This window comes from Flavobacterium sp. CECT 9288 (assembly GCF_918731615.1).
GTDB lineage: Bacteria > Bacteroidota > Bacteroidia > Flavobacteriales > Flavobacteriaceae > Flavobacterium.
Genome location: NZ_OU957226.1, coordinates 1,910,255 through 1,929,646, shown reverse-complemented (window position 1 = coordinate 1,929,646; position 19,392 = coordinate 1,910,255). Strand labels below are relative to the sequence as shown.

The 19,392-nt window shown below is 29.0% G+C and carries 16 protein-coding genes, 1 tRNA gene, 1 other RNA gene and 1 pseudogene; 15 read left to right on the top strand and 4 right to left on the bottom strand.

The features are described from left to right. Positions 1 to 15 precede the first annotated feature (15 nt). The 6 genes from LQ189_RS08455 (at position 16) to LQ189_RS08430 (ending at position 7,926) form a co-directional block, all read left to right on the top strand. The gene (locus LQ189_RS08455; protein WP_230155754.1) at positions 16 to 747 is read left to right on the top strand and encodes a hypothetical protein; all 732 of its coding nucleotides are present in this window, start codon (positions 16 to 18) and stop codon (positions 745 to 747) included. Between the two features lie 267 nt (positions 748 to 1,014). Then, positions 1,015 to 2,868, top strand: a complete 1,854-nt coding sequence (locus LQ189_RS08450; protein ID WP_230155753.1) for a M23 family metallopeptidase — start codon at positions 1,015 to 1,017, stop codon at positions 2,866 to 2,868. Positions 2,869 to 2,935: 67 nt separating this feature from the next. Further along, on the top strand, positions 2,936 to 3,655 hold the full coding sequence (locus LQ189_RS08445; protein WP_230155751.1) for a hypothetical protein: 720 nt from the start codon (positions 2,936 to 2,938) through the stop codon (positions 3,653 to 3,655). Positions 3,656 to 3,976: 321 nt separating this feature from the next. Next, positions 3,977 to 4,933, top strand: a complete 957-nt coding sequence (locus tag LQ189_RS08440; RefSeq protein ID WP_230155749.1) for a hypothetical protein — start codon at positions 3,977 to 3,979, stop codon at positions 4,931 to 4,933. 457 nt (positions 4,934 to 5,390) lie between these two features. Then, positions 5,391 to 7,004, top strand: a complete 1,614-nt coding sequence (locus LQ189_RS08435; protein ID WP_230155747.1) for a CHAP domain-containing protein — start codon at positions 5,391 to 5,393, stop codon at positions 7,002 to 7,004. Between the two features lie 19 nt (positions 7,005 to 7,023). Then, complete coding sequence (locus LQ189_RS08430) at positions 7,024 to 7,926, top strand: hypothetical protein (protein ID WP_230155746.1); 903 nt, start codon at positions 7,024 to 7,026, stop codon at positions 7,924 to 7,926. Between the two features lie 300 nt (positions 7,927 to 8,226). Here the strand turns inward: LQ189_RS08430 and LQ189_RS08425 are convergent. Beyond that, positions 8,227 to 8,300, bottom strand: a tRNA-Arg gene (locus LQ189_RS08425). 73 nt (positions 8,301 to 8,373) lie between these two features. Continuing rightward, positions 8,374 to 8,589, bottom strand: a pseudogene (locus LQ189_RS08420) (GatB/YqeY domain-containing protein); the annotation flags it as partial. Between the two features lie 178 nt (positions 8,590 to 8,767). On the opposite strand from LQ189_RS08420, the gene LQ189_RS08415 reads away from it, so the two are divergent. The 8 genes from LQ189_RS08415 to LQ189_RS08380 all read left to right on the top strand — a co-directional run bounded on the left by LQ189_RS08415 (position 8,768) and on the right by LQ189_RS08380 (position 15,863). Next, positions 8,768 to 10,453: a hypothetical protein gene (locus LQ189_RS08415; RefSeq protein ID WP_230155744.1), complete on the top strand. Its 1,686-nt coding sequence runs from the start codon at positions 8,768 to 8,770 to the stop codon at positions 10,451 to 10,453. A gap of 31 nt (positions 10,454 to 10,484) precedes the next feature. Then, complete coding sequence (locus LQ189_RS08410) at positions 10,485 to 11,543, top strand: hypothetical protein (protein WP_230155742.1); 1,059 nt, start codon at positions 10,485 to 10,487, stop codon at positions 11,541 to 11,543. A gap of 148 nt (positions 11,544 to 11,691) precedes the next feature. Further along, entirely contained in the window at positions 11,692 to 12,330 is a 639-nt protein-coding gene (locus LQ189_RS08405) for a hypothetical protein (RefSeq protein ID WP_230155740.1), read from the top strand. An 80-nt stretch (positions 12,331 to 12,410) separates the two neighbouring features. Continuing rightward, entirely contained in the window at positions 12,411 to 12,659 is a 249-nt protein-coding gene (locus tag LQ189_RS08400) for a hypothetical protein (RefSeq protein WP_230155738.1), read from the top strand. 1 nt (position 12,660) lies between these two features. Beyond that, a complete protein-coding gene (locus LQ189_RS08395) occupies positions 12,661 to 13,458 on the top strand; it encodes a hypothetical protein (RefSeq protein WP_230155736.1) in 798 nt (265 codons plus the stop codon). 62 nt (positions 13,459 to 13,520) lie between these two features. After that, the gene (locus LQ189_RS08390) at positions 13,521 to 13,901 is read left to right on the top strand and encodes a hypothetical protein (RefSeq protein ID WP_230155735.1); all 381 of its coding nucleotides are present in this window, start codon (positions 13,521 to 13,523) and stop codon (positions 13,899 to 13,901) included. Positions 13,902 to 14,002: 101 nt separating this feature from the next. Further along, a protein-coding gene (locus tag LQ189_RS08385; protein ID WP_230155733.1) for an IS3 family transposase occupies positions 14,003 to 15,234 on the top strand; the annotation gives its coding sequence in 2 pieces (ribosomal slippage) (positions 14,003 to 14,363 and positions 14,363 to 15,234; 1,233 coding nt in all). A 110-nt stretch (positions 15,235 to 15,344) separates the two neighbouring features. After that, a complete protein-coding gene (locus tag LQ189_RS08380; RefSeq protein ID WP_230155732.1) occupies positions 15,345 to 15,863 on the top strand; it encodes a hypothetical protein in 519 nt (172 codons plus the stop codon). Between the two features lie 362 nt (positions 15,864 to 16,225). On the opposite strand, the gene ssrA is transcribed toward LQ189_RS08380, so the two are convergent. Next, positions 16,226 to 16,622, bottom strand: a transfer-messenger RNA (tmRNA) gene (gene ssrA, locus LQ189_RS08375). A gap of 63 nt (positions 16,623 to 16,685) precedes the next feature. Further along, positions 16,686 to 17,885: a serine hydrolase gene (locus LQ189_RS08370; protein ID WP_230155731.1), complete on the bottom strand. Its 1,200-nt coding sequence runs from the start codon at positions 17,883 to 17,885 to the stop codon at positions 16,686 to 16,688. A 247-nt stretch (positions 17,886 to 18,132) separates the two neighbouring features. Here LQ189_RS08370 and LQ189_RS08365 point away from each other — a divergent pair, with 247 nt between their 5' ends. Further along, a complete protein-coding gene (locus tag LQ189_RS08365; protein WP_230155730.1) occupies positions 18,133 to 19,335 on the top strand; it encodes an NAD(P)-dependent oxidoreductase in 1,203 nt (400 codons plus the stop codon). The last annotated feature ends 57 nt before the right edge of the window (positions 19,336 to 19,392 follow it).

Here is a 19,392-nt window from a genome sequence, read left to right as displayed (position 1 = left end):
ACAAAGTTTAAAAAAATGAAAAAAAACATATTGATATTACATATTATTCTAATGATATTAATTTCATGTACAAAAAAAGATGAAATAATTCAAAAATATACAGTAGAAAATCAAGATTTAGTTACAGAAACTATAGTTGTAAATAAAAAGATTAATAATAAAGACACTATTAAAGCTTTTTATCTAAAAGGAAAATTAATATCTATAGCAGTTAAGGATTATATTATTTCAGAGTATGACACTAAAGAAGAGCCTCCGTTTTTTTATGAAAATTTCTACTTAATTAACGCTAAAAATATTTTTTATGCATCAAAAGACGAATTAAACAACATCGTGCGAATAGCTAATTATTGTAAGAATAAAGAATATGATATAAAAAATAAAAAAATAATAGAAACATCATCAATTTCTTCTTTTTTTTATGATTATGAAATTTTAAATTTGGATTTAGCTTTAACTAAAATAGGTATCTATATTTATCCCAAGCCCGCGTTTACTGTTCCTGAAAAAGATTTAAATTCTTATTACACAGATCAAAAAAACAGGATAAAATTATACGACATTACAAATATGCGTCTAGTTAAAGAGATCGAGACTAAAGATTTCTCATTTAGATATTTAAGGAATATAAAAGTAATTAATAATAAAGAAAAAATAATATTTGCTAAAATCATTAATGATGAGGATGATAAATTATATTATATTAATCTTAAAGATATAAAAGGAGATATTAAATTTGTAGACTAATTATCACCTATCCAAAAAAATCAGTCAGTAAAAAAGTTAATTTAAGATAGGTTTTATCAAAGTAACCTAAAGCTACTCTCACCAGTAGCTTTTTTTATATCTCTACTATTTTTCAGCTATCAAAATTACTTGCTAAAAAAACAACTTAGAAGCAAGCTTAAAAGAATTTCCAAAACAAAGCAAGCTACTAAACGTTATAAAAAACCTGCCCAAATAATAGACAATATACGAGAATAAAAAAAATCGACTTCATCGCAACAAACACAAGTGGTACATCCAACAGTCACTGAAGCCAATTGGACAGATGCCACCGGCACGCCTAAAACCACATCTGGTTTTATAGGCGAAATCAACTATGTTAAAGCTACTGTTCCTAATTTTTGCAACGAAGAGGTTAGAATATATTTTCATGTAAAAGCACACAAAGACAATGCTTACTACAAAAACAGATATTTTATAACTACTAAAACCGATAGTGAAGGAAAAATAAATACAGCAGTTAGTTTTTCAAAAGAAATGAAAGCTAAGTTAGGAATTTCAAATTGGAATGTTAACCTGAAATTTGCACTTGTAGGCATAGTCGATAATCAATTATATGCTTTTAAAGGAATTAGCTATCCCGTATCAAATTCAGAGTTAAAAGTAACCACCAAAAAAGAAATTTTAGACTTGTATTTTGAATATAAGGGCAAGCGATTGGTGCCAACAGATAGAGTACCTTACAATAGCAAAACACCTACTAAAATAAAAATGGTAGCTCATACCAGAAATATGATAGGCGAAAAAATTAAATTCACTGCTCATGCCTTAAAAGACGATTCTATACTTGAAAATTTGAACGAATCCACAATTAAAGCAAATGGTATTACTGAACTAAGCTTTCAAAAAAAGGCACCAGCCCACTTGAAAAAAGACGACACCGAAACCTATTATGCAGGTGTTGAAGGATTTTCTACAAAACATTTTAAGGATAAAACACTGGTGTTTAAGGTTGGAGCGAAGTTGGATAGTGGAGATGTTTTTGATAAAAATGATCCACAGTTGGTTTGGGGTGCTAAAGTGAGTAAGGAGTTTAGGTTGAAAGTTGTAAAAATATGTAAGAATATTGAAAAAGAAAAAGAAATCTCTTTTTCTCCGAATACTTTAATGAACATTATGGCTTTCGAAACAGCAAATACTTTTTCTCCATCTGCTGGAACTTTTAAAGCAGATCCTAGAGATTCTAGAAAAGGGGGGTTTGTAGGCTTAATTCAGTTTGGAAAAGAAGCTGCTGAAGGTCTTAATATTAAAAGGACTGAGCTTATGAAAATGACCGCAGAAAAGCAATTAGATTATGTAGAAAAATGGTTTTTACTCAAATCTAAAAGTCAATTAAAATCTGCTACAGATATATATTTATCAGTAAATTACCCTAAAGCAGCTGGTAAAGGTCATATTGATAAAGAACCTGTTTATGGCGATCCAAATGCGGCTTATCGTGCCAATAAGCCATTTTTAAGAGAAGCTGATGAGATAAACGAAAAAGGCAAAAAAATAGGTAAAGTTGGTGGTAAAACATATGTTTGGGAAGTCCGCGAAGCATTAGAAGAAAATTATCATGAAGGAGAATATACAAGGAATATTTGGTATAATCCGTTAAAAAAAATGGAATTAAGGGGGTGGTATCGTTCAGGTTGGCTTCCAAATGAAAGTGAATATTTATTAAAAACCAATGTTAGAGATAGTGGAATGCATCAAGGTTTAGATTTATATGCTCCAGTTGGAACAACAGTTTATGCATGTGTAGATGGCGTCAGAGTTAGAGTAGGTCCTGACGTATCTGAAACATATGGCAAAACGATTACAATCAAAGGTTTTTATGAAGGAAAAGAATATTATTTCTTTTATGCACATTTAAGTGAAAGACGTATTAAAATTGGAGACAAAGTAAAAGCGGGAGATATAATAGGTGAAACGGGAAAAACAGGAAATGCTAATAATTTATCTTCAAAAATGGAGCATTTGCATTTTGAAGTTAGAAACAAAAAATCAGCACAAGGCGCTGCTGTAGAACCATTTAAAACTATTAAAGAGCTTAAAAAAAATGTTAAAATAAATCCAGATAAAAATACTCAAATATAATTTGTTTAATTTAAAATGATAATGAAGAAATATTTTTATTTTAGTCAATGAAAAAAATGATAGACAAATGAAAAAAATAACGATTATAACCATTTTAGGAATTTTAATTATTTCCTGTGGAAAAAGTAATAAAAAGAATAATAAACTGATTACTCAAAAAGACAGTTTGACAAGGATTATTGCTAATTCTAAAATTAAAGTGGGAGTAAGTCTTGAGAAAGATTATCAAATAGGAAAGATATATAATGATGTTGATTTTCAATCTGAGTCAAATAAATCTCTAATGACATATGGTATAAATATAAATTATAATGTAGGGAAATTTACTCCTTATGAGAACGAGAATTTATTAGTAGATTCTACTTTAAGTGCCTCAAAACGTGAAGAGAGAGTTTTAAACTTCATAGGGCCTAATAAGGAGTTCGACGAAGAAGCCTTATTAAATATTGATGAATTCTCAGTTGCATTAGCGAAATATAAAAACATTATCCACTTTTTATTATTAAAAAAAGTTTCGGAAAATAGTATAAAAATTCTTGATAAAAAAGTATTAGGAGCTCATAGAGACAATGAAGAGCATTTAAGTTTTTTAAGTGAAAATAGATTTTTTTCACATATATGCCATAGTAGTGAAAAAAGAGAATATTTTGGGATAGTTATAGACAAACTAGATAAGAATAGAAAATATGAAAAAGTGATAAAAGTCTGGAAATTAGATTTAATTAATGAAAAATTTGAGGAAATCGATCTTAAAAAAGAAAAAATTGAATGTTTACCAGAGGATTAAAATTTTGCATGAACATGCTTACTGAGTTTAATTTGAGTGAAACAAATGGCAAAACACAAGTTTTAAAAACAATGTTTTCCTGATTAAAAAAAATTAAAGCTACTTTCGAGTAGCTTTTTTTAAATAAAAAATAAATGCGAAAAATTATAGTTTTAACCATTTTAGGAGTTTTAATTATTTCCTGTGGAAAAAGTAATAAAAAGAATAATAAACTGATTACTCAAAAAGACAGTTTGACAAGGATTATTGCTAATTCGAAAATTAAAGAGGGATTGCTCATGATGGATTTATTGGTTATTTTAGACAAAAATTTTAAAAATTATGTATCAAGCCCTAAAAAAAGTATTATTTATATCTCTTCTAATTGTAGCGTATTCTTGCAAAAATAAACAAGAGAAAAATATTGATGATAAGTTAATAATTGAATATAATTTTGATAAATTCATAAAATTTAAAAACCATGATTATATATATAAAACTAACGAAAATGGCGGTTTTTTTACAACATCTTATGATTATGGAATTACATATGACCCAAAAGGCGGTAATGATTTTGGAAATTTAGTAACTTATTTAATCCCTAAAGACTTTTTGTTTTTTAAAAATAATTTAGATTTTAAAGAATTCAATGATACATATCATCATAATTGGGAAAAAATTATTAACAAAATGAGTGTCAAAGAAATAAAAGAATATTTTGATATCTATGTTTTTTTTATTGATAAGAAGTATTTAATTCCTACTCCTAATGCTGATAGTCCTAATAAAGAAAAAGATAAACACGACATTGATTTGTATCAATACAAAGACAACAAATGGCTAAAATTAGACACATACTCTGGGTTAAAAGAAGAAAATTCAAATCAATATGAATGGAAAGATAATTATATCCAAAAAGTATGTAAAAAAAAGCAAGAACAATTTTTCAATTCTATTTCAAAATTAAAAATTGATGATTTTTGGTACAGAAGCTATTATAAACTGTTCGATTACTTAGAATACAATTGTGATTATGAAATAATTATTGATAAAAATGAATGTTCACTGATTGATCGAAGTTTAAATGATATACTAGTTCCTTATCAATCAAAAGACACTTTGTTTTTATTTCACAAAAAAAGTTTAGGAATGGGTGCTTATAATGGTGAAGTAAATTTGCCTGATATCGTAATCACAAAAGTTAATAATCTATATTATATCCAAAAGCAATCTTTTTTAAAAAATAGAGAGAACATAAAAGAAAAAGTATATGACTATGGTTATTTAGAAGATAAATAGAAAACAAAAAAAGCTACTCACACCAGTAGCTTTTTTTTATATCTCTACTATTTTTTCAGCTATCAAAATTACTTGCTAAAAAACAACTTAGAAGCAAGTTTAAAAGAATTTTAAAAACAAAGCAAGCTACTAAACGTTATAAAGAACCCGCCCAAATAATACACAATATTCGAGAATAAAAAAATCGACTTCATCACAACAAATACAAGTGGTACATCCAACAGTCACTGAAGCCAATTGGACAGATGCCAGCGGCACGCCTAAAACTACATCTGGTTTTATAGGTGAAATCAACTATGTTAAAGCTACTGTTCCTAATTTTTGCAACGAAGAGGTTAGAATATATTTTCATGTAAAAGCACACAAAGACAGTGCTTACTACAAAAACAGATATTTTATAACTACTAAAACCGATAGTGAAGGAAAAATAAATACAGCAGTTAGTTTTTCAAAAGAAATGAAAGCTAAGTTAGGAATTTCAAATTGGAATGTTAACCTGAAATTTGCACTTGTAGGCATAGTGGATAATCAATTATATGCTTTTAAAGGAATTAGCTATCCCGTATCAAATTCAGAGTTAAAAGTAACCACCAAAAAAGAAATTTTAGATGTATATTTTAAATATCAAGGAAAACGCTTATTAACCACAGACCGTGTTCCCTATGGTGAAAAAGCAACAAATTTAATTGTACTGGCTAAAACGCGAAATATGGTAGGCGATAGTATAAAATTTAAAGCTCATCAATTAAACGAAGATTCTATTTTAGAAGATAAACCAGCAGTAAAAGTAGGGTCAAATGGATATGCAGCACTAAATTTTGGAGTTTTTAATAAAGAAAAACTAAAAAAAGGATCAACTTTAACTTATTATGCAGGTGTTGAAGGATTTTCTACTAAACAGTTTAAGGATAAAACGCTGGTGTTTCAGGTTGGAGCGAAGTGGGATACTTATCTTATGGATGCAAATGATCCGCAGTTGGTTTGGGGTGACAAGGTGAGTAAGGAATTTAGGTTAAAGGTAGTTGAAATTTCTAAAAGAATAAAAGTTAACCCAAATTGGATAATGACTATAATCGCAAAAGAAACTATTGGAACATTTGATCCAAAAATTGATAATGGTGTTGGCTATATAGGTTTAATTCAATTTAGTGAAGATTCAGCCAAAGGAGTTGGAACAACACAAGCTAAATTAATAAAGATGAATGCTGTCGAACAATTAAATTATGTTGAAAAGAGATTTGTCAATTTAATGAAGAGTGATGGTTATAAATCATTAACTGATTTATATATGGCAGTATTACAACCTAAAAGTGTAGGAGAAGGAGCTACCGACTCAAATGTTCTTTGGACAAGTGAGAGAATGGCATATTATAATAATCCATCGTATCACAAAGAAAAAGGCGAATATGATAATAAGATAAAAAAAGGCAAAAAAAATAAAAGAGGTTTTGAAGAAGGAACTACCTATATGTGGGAAGTTAGACAAGAATTGGAAAAAATAGAACTAAAAGGGGAAGAATTTAAAAATGTAAATTTGGTAAAAGGTACATTTGATTCTGTTTTAGAAGAAATGAAAACTTTGGTTGATAAAAATATTCCTTATAGTCAAGAGGGTGTAAGAGATTCTTTAACTGAAAAAGGTTTGAAAGCATTAGATTGTTCAGAATTAGTTTCTATATATTTGTACAAGTTAGGGATAACTAAAAGTGTTAAAAATATACATACAGGTATAATGACTAATGAGACAGATTTTAGAAAAGCTATTGACTGCAATGATATTAATTTTATATCTGGAAGTGATAAATCTGATTTTAAACCTCAAAAAGGAGATATTTTTGTTTGGAGAAATGGTAATGGACATACAGGCATAGTTTACAAGTATGAAGAAAAAACAGATTTGGTAACTATATTGGAAGCAATTGGAAATATTGGCGCAAGAGAGGAAAGCCAACAAGTAGCTAATGGAGGATCTTCAAAAAAAGGTTGTACTCGAACAGCGATTTACAAAAGAAAAAGTCAAGCACTATTCAAACATCCTGGCTGGAAAGGTTATTTTAGACCAAAAAAATAAAATTAAACAAAAATAAAATATGAAAATTAATGTATTTCTTTATGGGCTTTTTTTTGCCTTTTGTTCAATTAGTTGTAATAAAAAAAGTAATGATACTGCAAAAGAATTTGGATTAAAATCTGATTCATACAATTTTGAAAATATTTTAAAATGTGGCTATTATGATTTTAGGGAAACTTATTTTGTCACAACAGATAATGGATGTGTTTATAATGAAAAATCTAATAGTATTGGTAATGCAGTCATAATTTTAGTCCCAAAAAAAGAACTAAATAAAAAAATAACTGAAAATGTAAACGATTATATTTCCAAATTAAACACTAAAGAAATTAAAGAAATTTTTAAAATATTTATAAGTATAATACCCAAAAAATTTTTAGTAAATACTCCAGAGGGTTACTATCAAAAAGATAAATATATAAGAAATTTATACAACTATAAGGAAAAGAATGGTGAATGGGTTCTAATAGACACTAAAGAAATTAACTCAAAAGAAGAGGAACAAAAAGATTTTACATTTATTGAGTCGTTCATTCAGAAAAATCTTAATCAAAATGATGGTTTGAAAATTGATGAAAAATGGATTGGAGATTTTCAATTTGATTTTGAGGGATCAAAAATGGAAGAAGATTTTGAAGGAAATATAGTTTTTCATCTAAGTGAAAAAGACGTGTATTTAACTCAAAATTCTACTTCATTTAATTCAGAGACAGGTAAAATCGCACAAAAATCGATTAAAGATAATATTTTTGCAAAAATTATTAAAAATACTGTTGATACTCTAGTTGTTAAAACAATTGAAGAAAATAGAGAATATATTTTATTTAAAGAAAAGGGAAGTTCAAATTATGGTGTTACAGGAAAAGATGTAAAAATTATTAATCCTGAATATGATACATATACATTGACAAAAATAAAATGATTATTATATTCTTAAAATCTTCAATCGTGAGATAAACTCTTTTCGCTAAAAATAAAAAATCACAAATACTGAAACTAAAATTAAGTTTTTTATTGTTACAACAATACAATTTTAAATTTATTGGGCTAAAATTATTACAATCCTTTATTATAAAATGGGAAGTAATACAACAATAGGAGCGATGTGAGTTTTTTGGGGTAATCAACCATACGTGGTTCTTTTTTTAGTTACCCACAAACTACAAAAGGCGTGAAGATTACCAATAGGTTTAATCTTCACGCCTTTTATTTTTCGAGTTTGTGACCACGGCAGGGTTCGAACCTGCAACCCTCAGAGTCGAAATCTGATATTCTATCTAGTTGAACTACGCAGTCAATAGTTATAAAATTAAATTTTAAAATTCCAAACTCCAAAAAAAATGGAATTTGGAATTAAAAAAAATTAAAATTAAGACAATAATTTTTTCACAATTGTTGAAATTGTTTTGCCGTCTGCTTTTCCAGCTAATTCAGCAGATGCCAATCCCATTACTTTACACATAGCTGCCATTCCTGATGCATCGCTATCAGCAATGATTTTAGCTACCACAGCTTCTAATTCAGCTTCGCTTAATTGTGCAGGCAAAAATTGTTCGATAACAGCCGCTTGTAACAACTCTGGTTTTATAGGCGAAATCAACTATGTTAAAGCTACTGTTCCTAATTTTTGCAACGAAGAGGTTAGAATATACTTTCATGTAAAAGCACACAAAGACAGTGGTTACTACAAAAACAGATATTTTATAACTACTAAAACCGATAGTGAGGGAAAAATAAATACAGCAGTTAGTTTTTCAAAAGAAATGAAAGCTAAGTTAGGAATTTCGAATTGGAATGTTAACCTGAAATTTGCACTTGTAGGCGTAGTCGATAATCAATTATATGCTTTTAAAGGAATTAGCTATCCCGTATCAAATTCAGAGTTAAAAGTAACCACCAAAAAAGAAATTTTAGACTTGTATTTTGAATATGAGGGCAAACGATTGGTGCCAACAGATAGAGTACCTTACAATAGTAAAACACCTACTAAAATAAAAATGGTAGCTCATACTAGAAATATGATGGGTGAAAAAATTAAATTCAATGCCCATGCCTTAGAAGATGATTCTATACTTGAAAATTTGAGCGAATCCACAATTAAAGCAAATGGTATTGCTGAATTAAGCTTTCAAAAAAAGGCACCAGCCCACTTGAAAAAAGACGACACCGAAACCTATTATGCAGGCGTAGAGGGCTTTTCTACTAAACATTTTAAGGATAAAACACTGGTGTTTAAGGTTGGAGCGAAGTGGGATAGTGGAGATGTTTTTGATAAAAATGATTCACAGCTGATTTGGGGTGCTAAAGTGAGTAAGGAGTTTAGGTTGAAAGTTGTAAAAATATGTAAGGAACTATGGGGCAATGAATCTAAATTTGAAATGGCTAATCAATTGATGATATGCATGAATGTTGAAACAAAAGGTAAGTTTTCAGCTAGTATAGGATATCCCCATGCAACAGGTTTAGTCCAATTCACAGAATCAGCCATCAAAGATATGAATAGAGAACATAAGGGAGTAAAATATACCGGTCCGGATTACAAAGACAAACTTTTAACAAAAAGAGATCTTAAAAATATGTCTGAAATTCGTCAATTAGATTTCGTGAAACTTTATTTCCAAATGCATATTGAAAGATATAAAAGAGTTATAAATAATGCTGAGGATATGTATATGGCAATATTTGCTCCAATCGGAGTAGGCAAAAAAGGAGATGATACCCTATATACTAAAGTGAATTCACCAGATGCTTATAAATTAAATAAAAGTGCTGATGGAGAATATTGGGATTACAATGAATTCAAAATTCAAAAAGGAGATAAAAATGAAGAAATAACAAAAAATGAAATGACACCAAGAATTAAGCAATCAATACATCTTGGCAAAATGTATTCTATTGATATTTATGAAGATAGAACATTAGATGTGATATTAGCAAAAAAAATACTAGAAGAGAAAAAAATCACATTTAGCAATGTACATCCTTATAAATCAACAAATGATAAAGCTAATGCAGATGATAATATTAAGGACGCCTCAGAAGGTGAGCAAGTTTATACAAGTGAATATGGACATGCAAAAGGGAAGCAGGTTTCACTTTCTATAGGAGTTCTTTATGTACTACACGAATTAAGTAAGTTATATAAATTTAATGTACAAGAACTAGCAGGAGCCTCTCACAGTGAAAATAGTCAACATTATAGAGGTACAGCTATAGATATCAATAAAATTAATTACAAACATGTAGATTCGATAAATTTTGATGAAAGCTTTTTCATAAAATTCACTAAAGAAGTAAAAAAAATGGGAGCAGTTAACGTTTATCATCCATATTGGTCAGCTACAAAAAGCGACAGAGTAAAAACAGAACGAATAAGGAATAATTTGAAACATGGTGAAAAATTAGTGCCTATTTCGGATCACAAAGATCATATCCATATTCAATTTTAGTATATTTGAAAAAAATATTGAAGAATAATTTATGAGAAAACTAATTTTATTAATAGGTATATTGTTTATTTCGTGTCATAAAAAAGAAGGTAATCAACTAGAAAAAACAAAAGAAAGTAAAATTGAAAAAGGAGAGTATTGGTCAGATTATGATAAAAAAGAAAGTTTAATTTATAAGTACAAAACTGATTCAATTAATTTGTTCTTTTTTAAAAACCAACTTAATAGAGTTGAACTAAAAACTTTTTCTGAAAGTTATGGTGGGGATAGCCCTTCAAGTTATATTAGAAATGGTTACCATATTAATAGGAATAATTTTTTTGATGCTTTAGTTTATATAAAAGATACTTTAACAGCTGGTAATAAGGGATTGGATTATCCCATAGAATATGAAGAATATTATGATTTTTATAGAGAAAAATATACTTTCAGCTATACTTCAAGGGACGGAGAGAATATAGAAAATTATTTTAAAAGTGACGAAAAACCATCAAAAGGTTATTTTGCTGATCTCTTATCTTTAGATATTACATTAGCTAAAGCTAATTTTTCAAGTCAAAAAATACCTAAGTCAATTTATGAAATAAAAAATAATAAAGACGAACTATATGCAAATCAAGATTCATTAAAAATATATGAATTAGGTGATGATCAAAAATCCAAATATATTTCTTCTAGTTCTTCATTTAAATACTTAAGAGATATAAAAGTCAAAAAAGTGGGCAGCATTAACAAATATTTCGCAAAAATATTGATTAAAAAAGAAGGATTAAAATATATTGACCTTAAAGAAATTGAAAGTGTTTTAGTAACCAATCCTTCACTAGAAAGCGAGAGGTTTGTTACAAATAAAAATGGATTGGAAATTTATGATGATCTAGATGGGGACAAAAATTTTGGTAACAAAAAGTATGTCCTCACTAAAGTTCCAAAAGGAGAGCGAGTTGAAATAACACCTTACTCAAAAGAATATTTTTTTAAAGATGGTAAAAAAGGAAGTCTAATAAGAATAATTTACTACAATAAATATGGCGAATCTATAAAAGGCATAGCCTTTAGCGGCTATCTAAGTATTAATAAACCTGAGTAAAATGAACTACCTCGAGGCAGAGCCTCGAGGTAGCAATCGGAAGAAAGTAAATTTTTAGTTATATGAAAACCTAAGGTTTTCAAACTTTCCTCTTTTACCCACGAGGCAGAGCCTCGGGGAATTCTATCGATTAAAAATAAAAAGATTTATGGAAAAATATAAATTGTTAGCATGTATTGTTTTTTTACTTTTCTTAGGTTGTAAAAATGAAGACGAAAGAGCTAATACAAATAGAAGAAATAATTCAGTAGTTAAAAAAGATAAAGATGATAAAATTCAAGAAAAACTTATATTAAATAAAAATTTAAATGATTTTAAAGGAGAATATAGATTCTTAAATGAGGAAGATCCTAGTCATAACCTTTTTTTAAAATTAGAAAAAAAAGATATTAAGGAATTAAAAGAATTTGAAGGTTATGCTTGGGAAGAGAAAGATGATTATGGTAAATCTAGAGAAGTTACTTTACAAGGGTTACTATATGCAAATACTGAATTGTACGAAGATACAGGAGAAGGTTATGAAAAAGGATATTTTGTTGCTAAAGTAAAAGTTGAGCCTTTAGAAGAAAAGTTGTTAAAAATAATTATTAATGTAAAACCTTCCGAGATTTTAGAAAGACCAATCGTTCCTCCTATTAAATCTAGTTTCGAGGCTATAAAAAAAGGAAATAAAGTATGGAGTGTAAACGAATATAGTATTGCTAAAGAACTAGTATTTGAAATTGTAAATGATCATATAATTATCTTAAAAACAGATTTTAGTGATAAAGAGTTCAAGAAGAAGTAAATAAATTTTAAATAAGTTAAAAGCTACTCTCACCAGTAGCTTTTTTTATATCTCTACTATTTTTCATTTATCAAAATTACTTGCTAAAAAAACAACTTAGAAGCAAGCTTAAAAGAATTTTCAAAACAAAGCAAGCTACTAAACGTTATAAAGAACCTGCCCAAACAGGTAATGCCTCAGGGCAAGCCTCTAAAATGAATCATTTACATTTTGAAGTACGAAATACAAGTGCTAGGACAGGAGGAAGATTAAATCCTTTAACAACAATTAATGAACTTAATAAGGATGCAGTAACTAATCCAGATAGAAATAAACAAACAGGAAATTAATATGAAAAAACAAACTTTATTTTATATGGTATTAACATTATTATTAGTATTTTTATCTTGTAAAAAAGCTGATAATATTACTAAAACAAATAACTTAAATAATAAAATCAAGCCAATCGATAGTGTTTATGAAGAAAAACAACAAAAAGATATTTTTATAAATAATGAGTTCAATGCAATGACAGAACTAGTTGATGTAAAAGCATTAGATTTTAAGGAAACATCTATAGATAGTATTTGGTATGGTCTTTATAACATACAGAATACCGATGAATATATTTTTTCAGTTAATAAATTTCTTGATAATCAAGATGTTGAAAGATATAAGACAATAGATACAATTAATCTTAAATCTAGAAATATAGTAGTAAAAGTTGAAATTTTCAATGAGTTTAAAACTTTAAACTTATTTTTAAATAAAAAGCTAATAAAAAAATGGAAATTCAAAATAACTAAATCAATTTCAGAGAATTTCAAAGGCAAATTCACAGTTTCAGTTGAAGGAGACTATACAAACCACGGCAGGGAAATGTATAATTATGAAATTAATATTTCAGAAAATGAAATTTCTTTACACGAAACTGGTTCTGAGTTATGCAGTGGTCGTTACAGAGGTAAAGAAAATAACAATAAATTAGAACTATTTTATGTTCAAGATAGTGATGAAAGATGTGAACATAGTAAAGCGAGTTATACTATCAAAAAAGAAGGAGGTCAATTTTATATTCAAGGGGTTGGTGGAGAAGGAACTTATAATGAATGGACACCATTAAAAAAAGTAACAAAATTTGAAAACTAATTTAAAAGCTACCGAAAGGTGGCTTTTTTTGAAAGAGCTTACAACAACACAAGAATTAAAAAATGAATAAGATTAAAATTTTATTTTTATTATTTACAATAGTATCCTGTAATAAAGTTAATAAAGATGCAACATTCGAAAATATTAAAATCGCTACAAAAGAGACTAGCAAGAAAAAAATAAAATCTATTGGCAGTGCATGTAATATTGAAATTGATTTTATTACTAACGATTCAATAAAAGTAAAACTAGAAGACAAAATAATGTATGGTAAATTTGTAAAAAGCAATGCAGCCGACAAAGAATACAATATTTATCAATTTTATGTGAAAAACAGTCTTGTTTTTGAAATGAATTATGATTTTGAAGATTTATATATAATAAACAATGATTATCATATAGGTTGTGATGGAAATAAATTAATAAACCTTGAAGAAGAATAACTAATTTTATTGAATAAATAACCAAAAGCTACTCTCACCAGTAGCTTTTTTTTTATATCTATGTCCCGTCCTAAAATAAGTTGACATAAAATCGACTTATTATGAGTATATCAGAAAGCAGACCAGAAAAACGTAGTCAGCGCGATTATAATTTGGGCTTTAAATTAGCTGTTATTTCGCAAGTAGAAAAAGGCGAACTTACATATAAGCAAGCTCAAAAGAAGTATGGAATTCAAGGCAGAAGCACTGTTTTGGTTTGGTTAAGAAAATTTGGTACTTTAGATTGGAGTAAACCCAACCTATTGTTCATGGCTAAATCTAAAGAAACTCCAGCTCAAAGCATTAAAAGATTAGAGAAAGAATTAGCTGATGAGAAGCTAAAAAATGCTGTCCTTAACACCATGATTGATATTTCAGACAATCAATATGGTACTCAAATTAGAAAAAAGTTTTCTCCCAAACCATCCGACGCATCCAACAAGAACAAGGTGTAAGTATGTCTAGAACTTGTAGATTGTTTGGGATAAGCCGACAAGCTATTTATCAGCAGGAAGCACGTTGTCTAGAACGAGAGATAGAATTGTTAATAGTAAGGCAACTCGTTGAAAAACAAAGAAGAGTAATGCCTCGTTTAGGTACAAGAAAACTTTATTTTTTACTAGAACAATCTTTTGTTGAAAATGGAATTAAAATCGGAAGAGATGCATTTTTTGCTTATTTAAAAAGAGAACAAATGCTTGTTAAGCCAATGAAAAATTACACCAAAACCACCTTTTCTAAACACTGGTTACGAAAGTATCCAAATTTATTTAAAGATATTGTCATCAACAGAACGGAACAAGTTTTTGTTAGCGATATAACTTATGTCAAATCCAGTCAAAGAACACATTATCTATCATTGGTTACTGATGTTTTTAGCAGAAAAATAGTTGGTTATCATTTAAGTGATGATATGAGTGCAGAAAACGTGGTTAAGGCCTTGAGAATGGCTATTAAAAACAGAAAAACAAACCTTCAATTAATACATCATTCAGACAGAGGTCTACAATATTGCTCTCAAATTTATCAAAATGAATTAAACAAAAACAACATTATTACTTCTATGACTGATGGTTATGATTGTTATCAAAATGCTCTGGCAGAAAGGATAAATGGTATTTTAAAACAGGAATTCCTCATTTATAAATGTAAATCAGCTAATGAACTTAATCAGTTAATTAGGGAATCGGTAGAGTGTTATAATACTACAAGACCTCATTTGAGTTTAAATATGAAAACACCTAACTTTGTATATGAAAAAACCAGTGAGAACAAATTCACTGGTTTTAATTAATTTATTATAAAACTTGTCAACCTATTTTAGGACGACTCACTATACTATTTTTCATTTATCAAAATTACTTGCTAAAAAAAAAACAACTTAGAAGCAAGCTTAAAAGAATTTTGAAAACAAAGCAAGCTACTAAACGTTATAAAGAACCCACTCAAATAATAGGAAAATATTCGAGAACAAAAAAATCAACTTCATCACAAGAAATACAAGAGGTACATCCAACAGTCATTGAATCCAATTGGACAGATGCCAGCGGCACGCCTAAAACCACATCTGGTTTTATAGGCGAAATCAACTATGTTAAAGCTACTGTTCCTAATTTTTGCAACGAAGAGGTTAGAATATATTTTCATGTAAAAGCACACAAAGACAGTGCTTACTACAAAAACAGATATTTTATAACTACTAAAACCGATAGTGAAGGAAAAATAAATACAGCAGTTAGTTTTTCAAAAGAAATGAAAGCTAAGTTAGGAATTTCAAATTGGAATGTTAACCTGAAATTTGCACTTGTTAAAAAGTCATCTGTTACAAAAATTGAAGAGAATTTAAAATCTAATAAACTTGTAATAAACCAAAAGAAAATTCTACTAGATGCAGCTCAAGAAAAAATGTTTTCTGTTGAATAGAAATGGATTAAAAATGAGATATCTAAAGACACATATGATAGATGGTACAACACTTATAATACCGCAGTCACATCTTGCAAAGATTCTATCACTCGTCTAAGCCATGTGGATAAACATGTATTTACAATTTTACAAAAAAACTTGGATTTACTTGTTGATTTAAAATCATTATATAATCGTGCTACTATTACCCAAAAGAGAGAATTTGTAAAAATGGTGTTCGACAGCAACTTATACTATCAGGATGGCATTTATAGAACACCTGCAATGATTGATTTGTTGCCTCGTAATCACCTGTTAATGAAGGAAAAAGGTTTGCTTTTGTACAATAAAAAAAGGGATGATTTTTCAATCATCCCATCCAGTGGAGTCGCCGGGAATCGAACCCGGGTCCAAACAAGCAATTCATACACTTTCTACGCGCTTATTTCCTGATTGAATTTTCGACGCAGTGCTAGGCCAGAAACAGCCACACTTTGCTTAGCTACTTTAGTTTCGAAAATTGCCCGTAGCTTACAAAATTCTAGGTTTTAATTTACGATTCCCCTGTTTCGAACGCTAAAAACCAGAGCTTTCGAGGAGAATCCTGCTTTCCTACCTGGTAGGACGAGGCTAATCTTACTATAATTCGGATTATGCAGCAAGAGCGTAGTTTCCTTCGCCGTGTAAATGTTTTGAAACCTTTTATTAACGAGAATTGTCCCAGTTCTCGACGTGCTTATGTATCAATTCGACTTGCTGTCAAAACCAGTCGACCCCTTTTTTAATTAGGTTGCAAATGTACAACTAATTTCAAGCTATTTTCAAAAATTGTGCCTAAATTTAATCTACTTCAAACTTAAATGGATAGTCCCCAAAAAGAACGGCCAGCTTTCTCACATTGTAGGTTTTTCTTGTAAATTTATTAGACAATGCTATAATGGTAACGCCTTCCTCTTTTAAGGTAATGTAGGATGAGGTATTACCATGCCACCAACCATTGTGAAAATAAAAGTTTTGTCCCGTATCCCAGTTGATCATTCTAATACCAAGACCGTAATTTTTTGTCCCTTTTCTCTCATTGCTATATCCTTTGTAGACTTCCTTTAATAACGACGGATTTAAGAATTGAGAACTACTACGAGCACGGTCAAATTTTAATAAATCTCTAGGAGTTGAGTATATGTTTTTATCACCATAAATAGCATCTAAATAATCCTTGCCTATTTCGACTTTATTTCCTTTATAAGATGTAACCGCTGTATTTTTGTCTTTTTCGTAATCAAAAACATAAGTGTTTTTCATATCAAGAGGTTTAAATATGAGCGCCGCCATAGCATCTTTATATGTTTTCTGGGTTACTTTTTCTATTATTAAAGCAAGAATGGCATAATTAGTATTACAGTAACTAAATCGGGTATCTGTTTTATTTTCTAATTCGATATTTTTAGTGGCAAGTAAAGTCAGAATATCTTGATTTGTTAAAATATTTTTTCTGTCCCAAACACTTTCATCTCTATCTGTAAAATAGGCATAGTTACGCATTCCGCTGCGGTGGTTAAGCAGCGTTCTTATAGTTACATCAGGATATGGAAATTCTGTTAAGAGCGTATTTACCTTTTGGTCTAATGTAATTCTTTTAGCATTTACTAATTTTAAGATAGCAGTTGCCGTAATCACTTTACTCACTGAGGCTATATGTAATGGTGTGTTAGCATTTATTAATGATTTATCACTAAAGTTGGAAAAACCTTCGTACTTCTCAAAAATGATTTGACCATTTTTAGCCACCAAAAAACTCCCATTAGCAGTATTATTAGGCCAGTTTTTTTTGTAAAATGAATCTATTTGTGCTTTTTTTTGGTTTACATATAGTGCCTCCAGTGGTGGTTCTTTTTGCAATAAAGGTTTCATTATAGGCAAAGTAGTTTTAGGAAGTTGATCATCTCTAAGTTCTACTTTCTTTTTCTCCTTTTCGCAAGAGCTTAAAATGAATAGGAGCAGTATAATATGTAGTATATTTGTTTTTTTTGGAAATTTCATCAGAAGTGGCTTTAAAGGCAAATATATAGAAACGAAGCCTTTTTAAGGGTAGTTATTTTAGACCTTAACACAATTTTATAAGCCTTTCAGCTAAGGGGTAATTGCTAGTAAATTGTTATTCAAGCTATAGTAAAATCTTTGGTTGATCCTTTTTTTCTAAAAATGAAAATTTTAAGATACTTTTGTTATATTTGTAACAAATAATAGTCGTAAAGTTATATTTAAATTAATTATAAGGTATAAAAACATGAAATTCGGAATTATAAAAGAAAGAAAAAACCCTCCTGATCGTAGAGTTATTTTTTCACCAAATGCCATTAAACAAATTATTGCTACTTATGAAGGAGTGTCAGTAGAGGTTGAGTCATCAGATTGTAGGGTTTTTAATGATTCACAATATGAAGATGAAGGAATTTCTGTAATTGAGGACGTAAGTGATTGTGATTTTCTTTTTGGAGTTAAAGAAGTTCCTGTTGGAAATTTAATTCCTAATAAATCCTATTTCTTTTTTTCGCATACCATTAAGAAACAACCATATAATAGAAAGTTATTACAAGCCATTTTAGAAAAAAACATAGATTTATATGATTATGAAACTATAGTTGACGCATCTAATAAAAGGCTTATTGGTTTTGGGAGATATGCTGGTATCGTGGGGGCTTACAATAGTATTAGAGCATTTGGTTTAAAATTTGAATTGTTTAAGTTGCCTAAAGCAGAGACATTAGCAGGAAAAGAAGCTTTAATTATGCATCTTAAACGTGTTGTGTTGCCTCCTATAAAATTTGTGGTTACTGGTACGGGTAAAGTTGGGAACGGTATCAAGGAGGTTTTAGATGCTATAAAAATTAAAGAAGTATCCGTTGAAAATTATTTAACTAAAAAGTATACGCAACCTGTTTATACACAAATTGATGTCTTAGATTACAATATTAGAAAGGATAAATCTATAAACGATTTTAATGATTTTTACAATAATCCTCAATTGTACGAGTCTAATTTTGAGCGTTTTTCAAAAGTTTCGGATATTTATATAGCAGGGCATTTTCATGCAAATGAAGCGCCAGTAATTTTATCAAGAGCAATGTTACAAGCTACAGATTGTGCTATTAAAATTGTAGGAGATGTGTCGTGTGATGTAAATGGTCCAGTTGCCTGTACCCTGAGAGCATCTACTATTGAAGAGCCATTGTATGGTTATTTACCCAGTGAAGATAAGGAAGTTGAATTATTTCACCCTGCTGCAATTGTAGTAATGGCTGTTGATAATTTACCTTGTGAATTACCCAAAGATGCGAGCGAAGGTTTTGGTGAAATGTTTATTGCTCAAGTAATGCCTGCTTTTTTTAATCAAGATAAAGATGGTATTTTACTAAGATCTAAAATTACTGAAAACGGAAAGTTAACAAAACGATTTAGTTATTTACAAGATTTTGTAGATGGTAAATAATTTTTTAATCAAATAAAGATGAAAAACACTTAATTATTTTTTTAAAGCAGCAATATA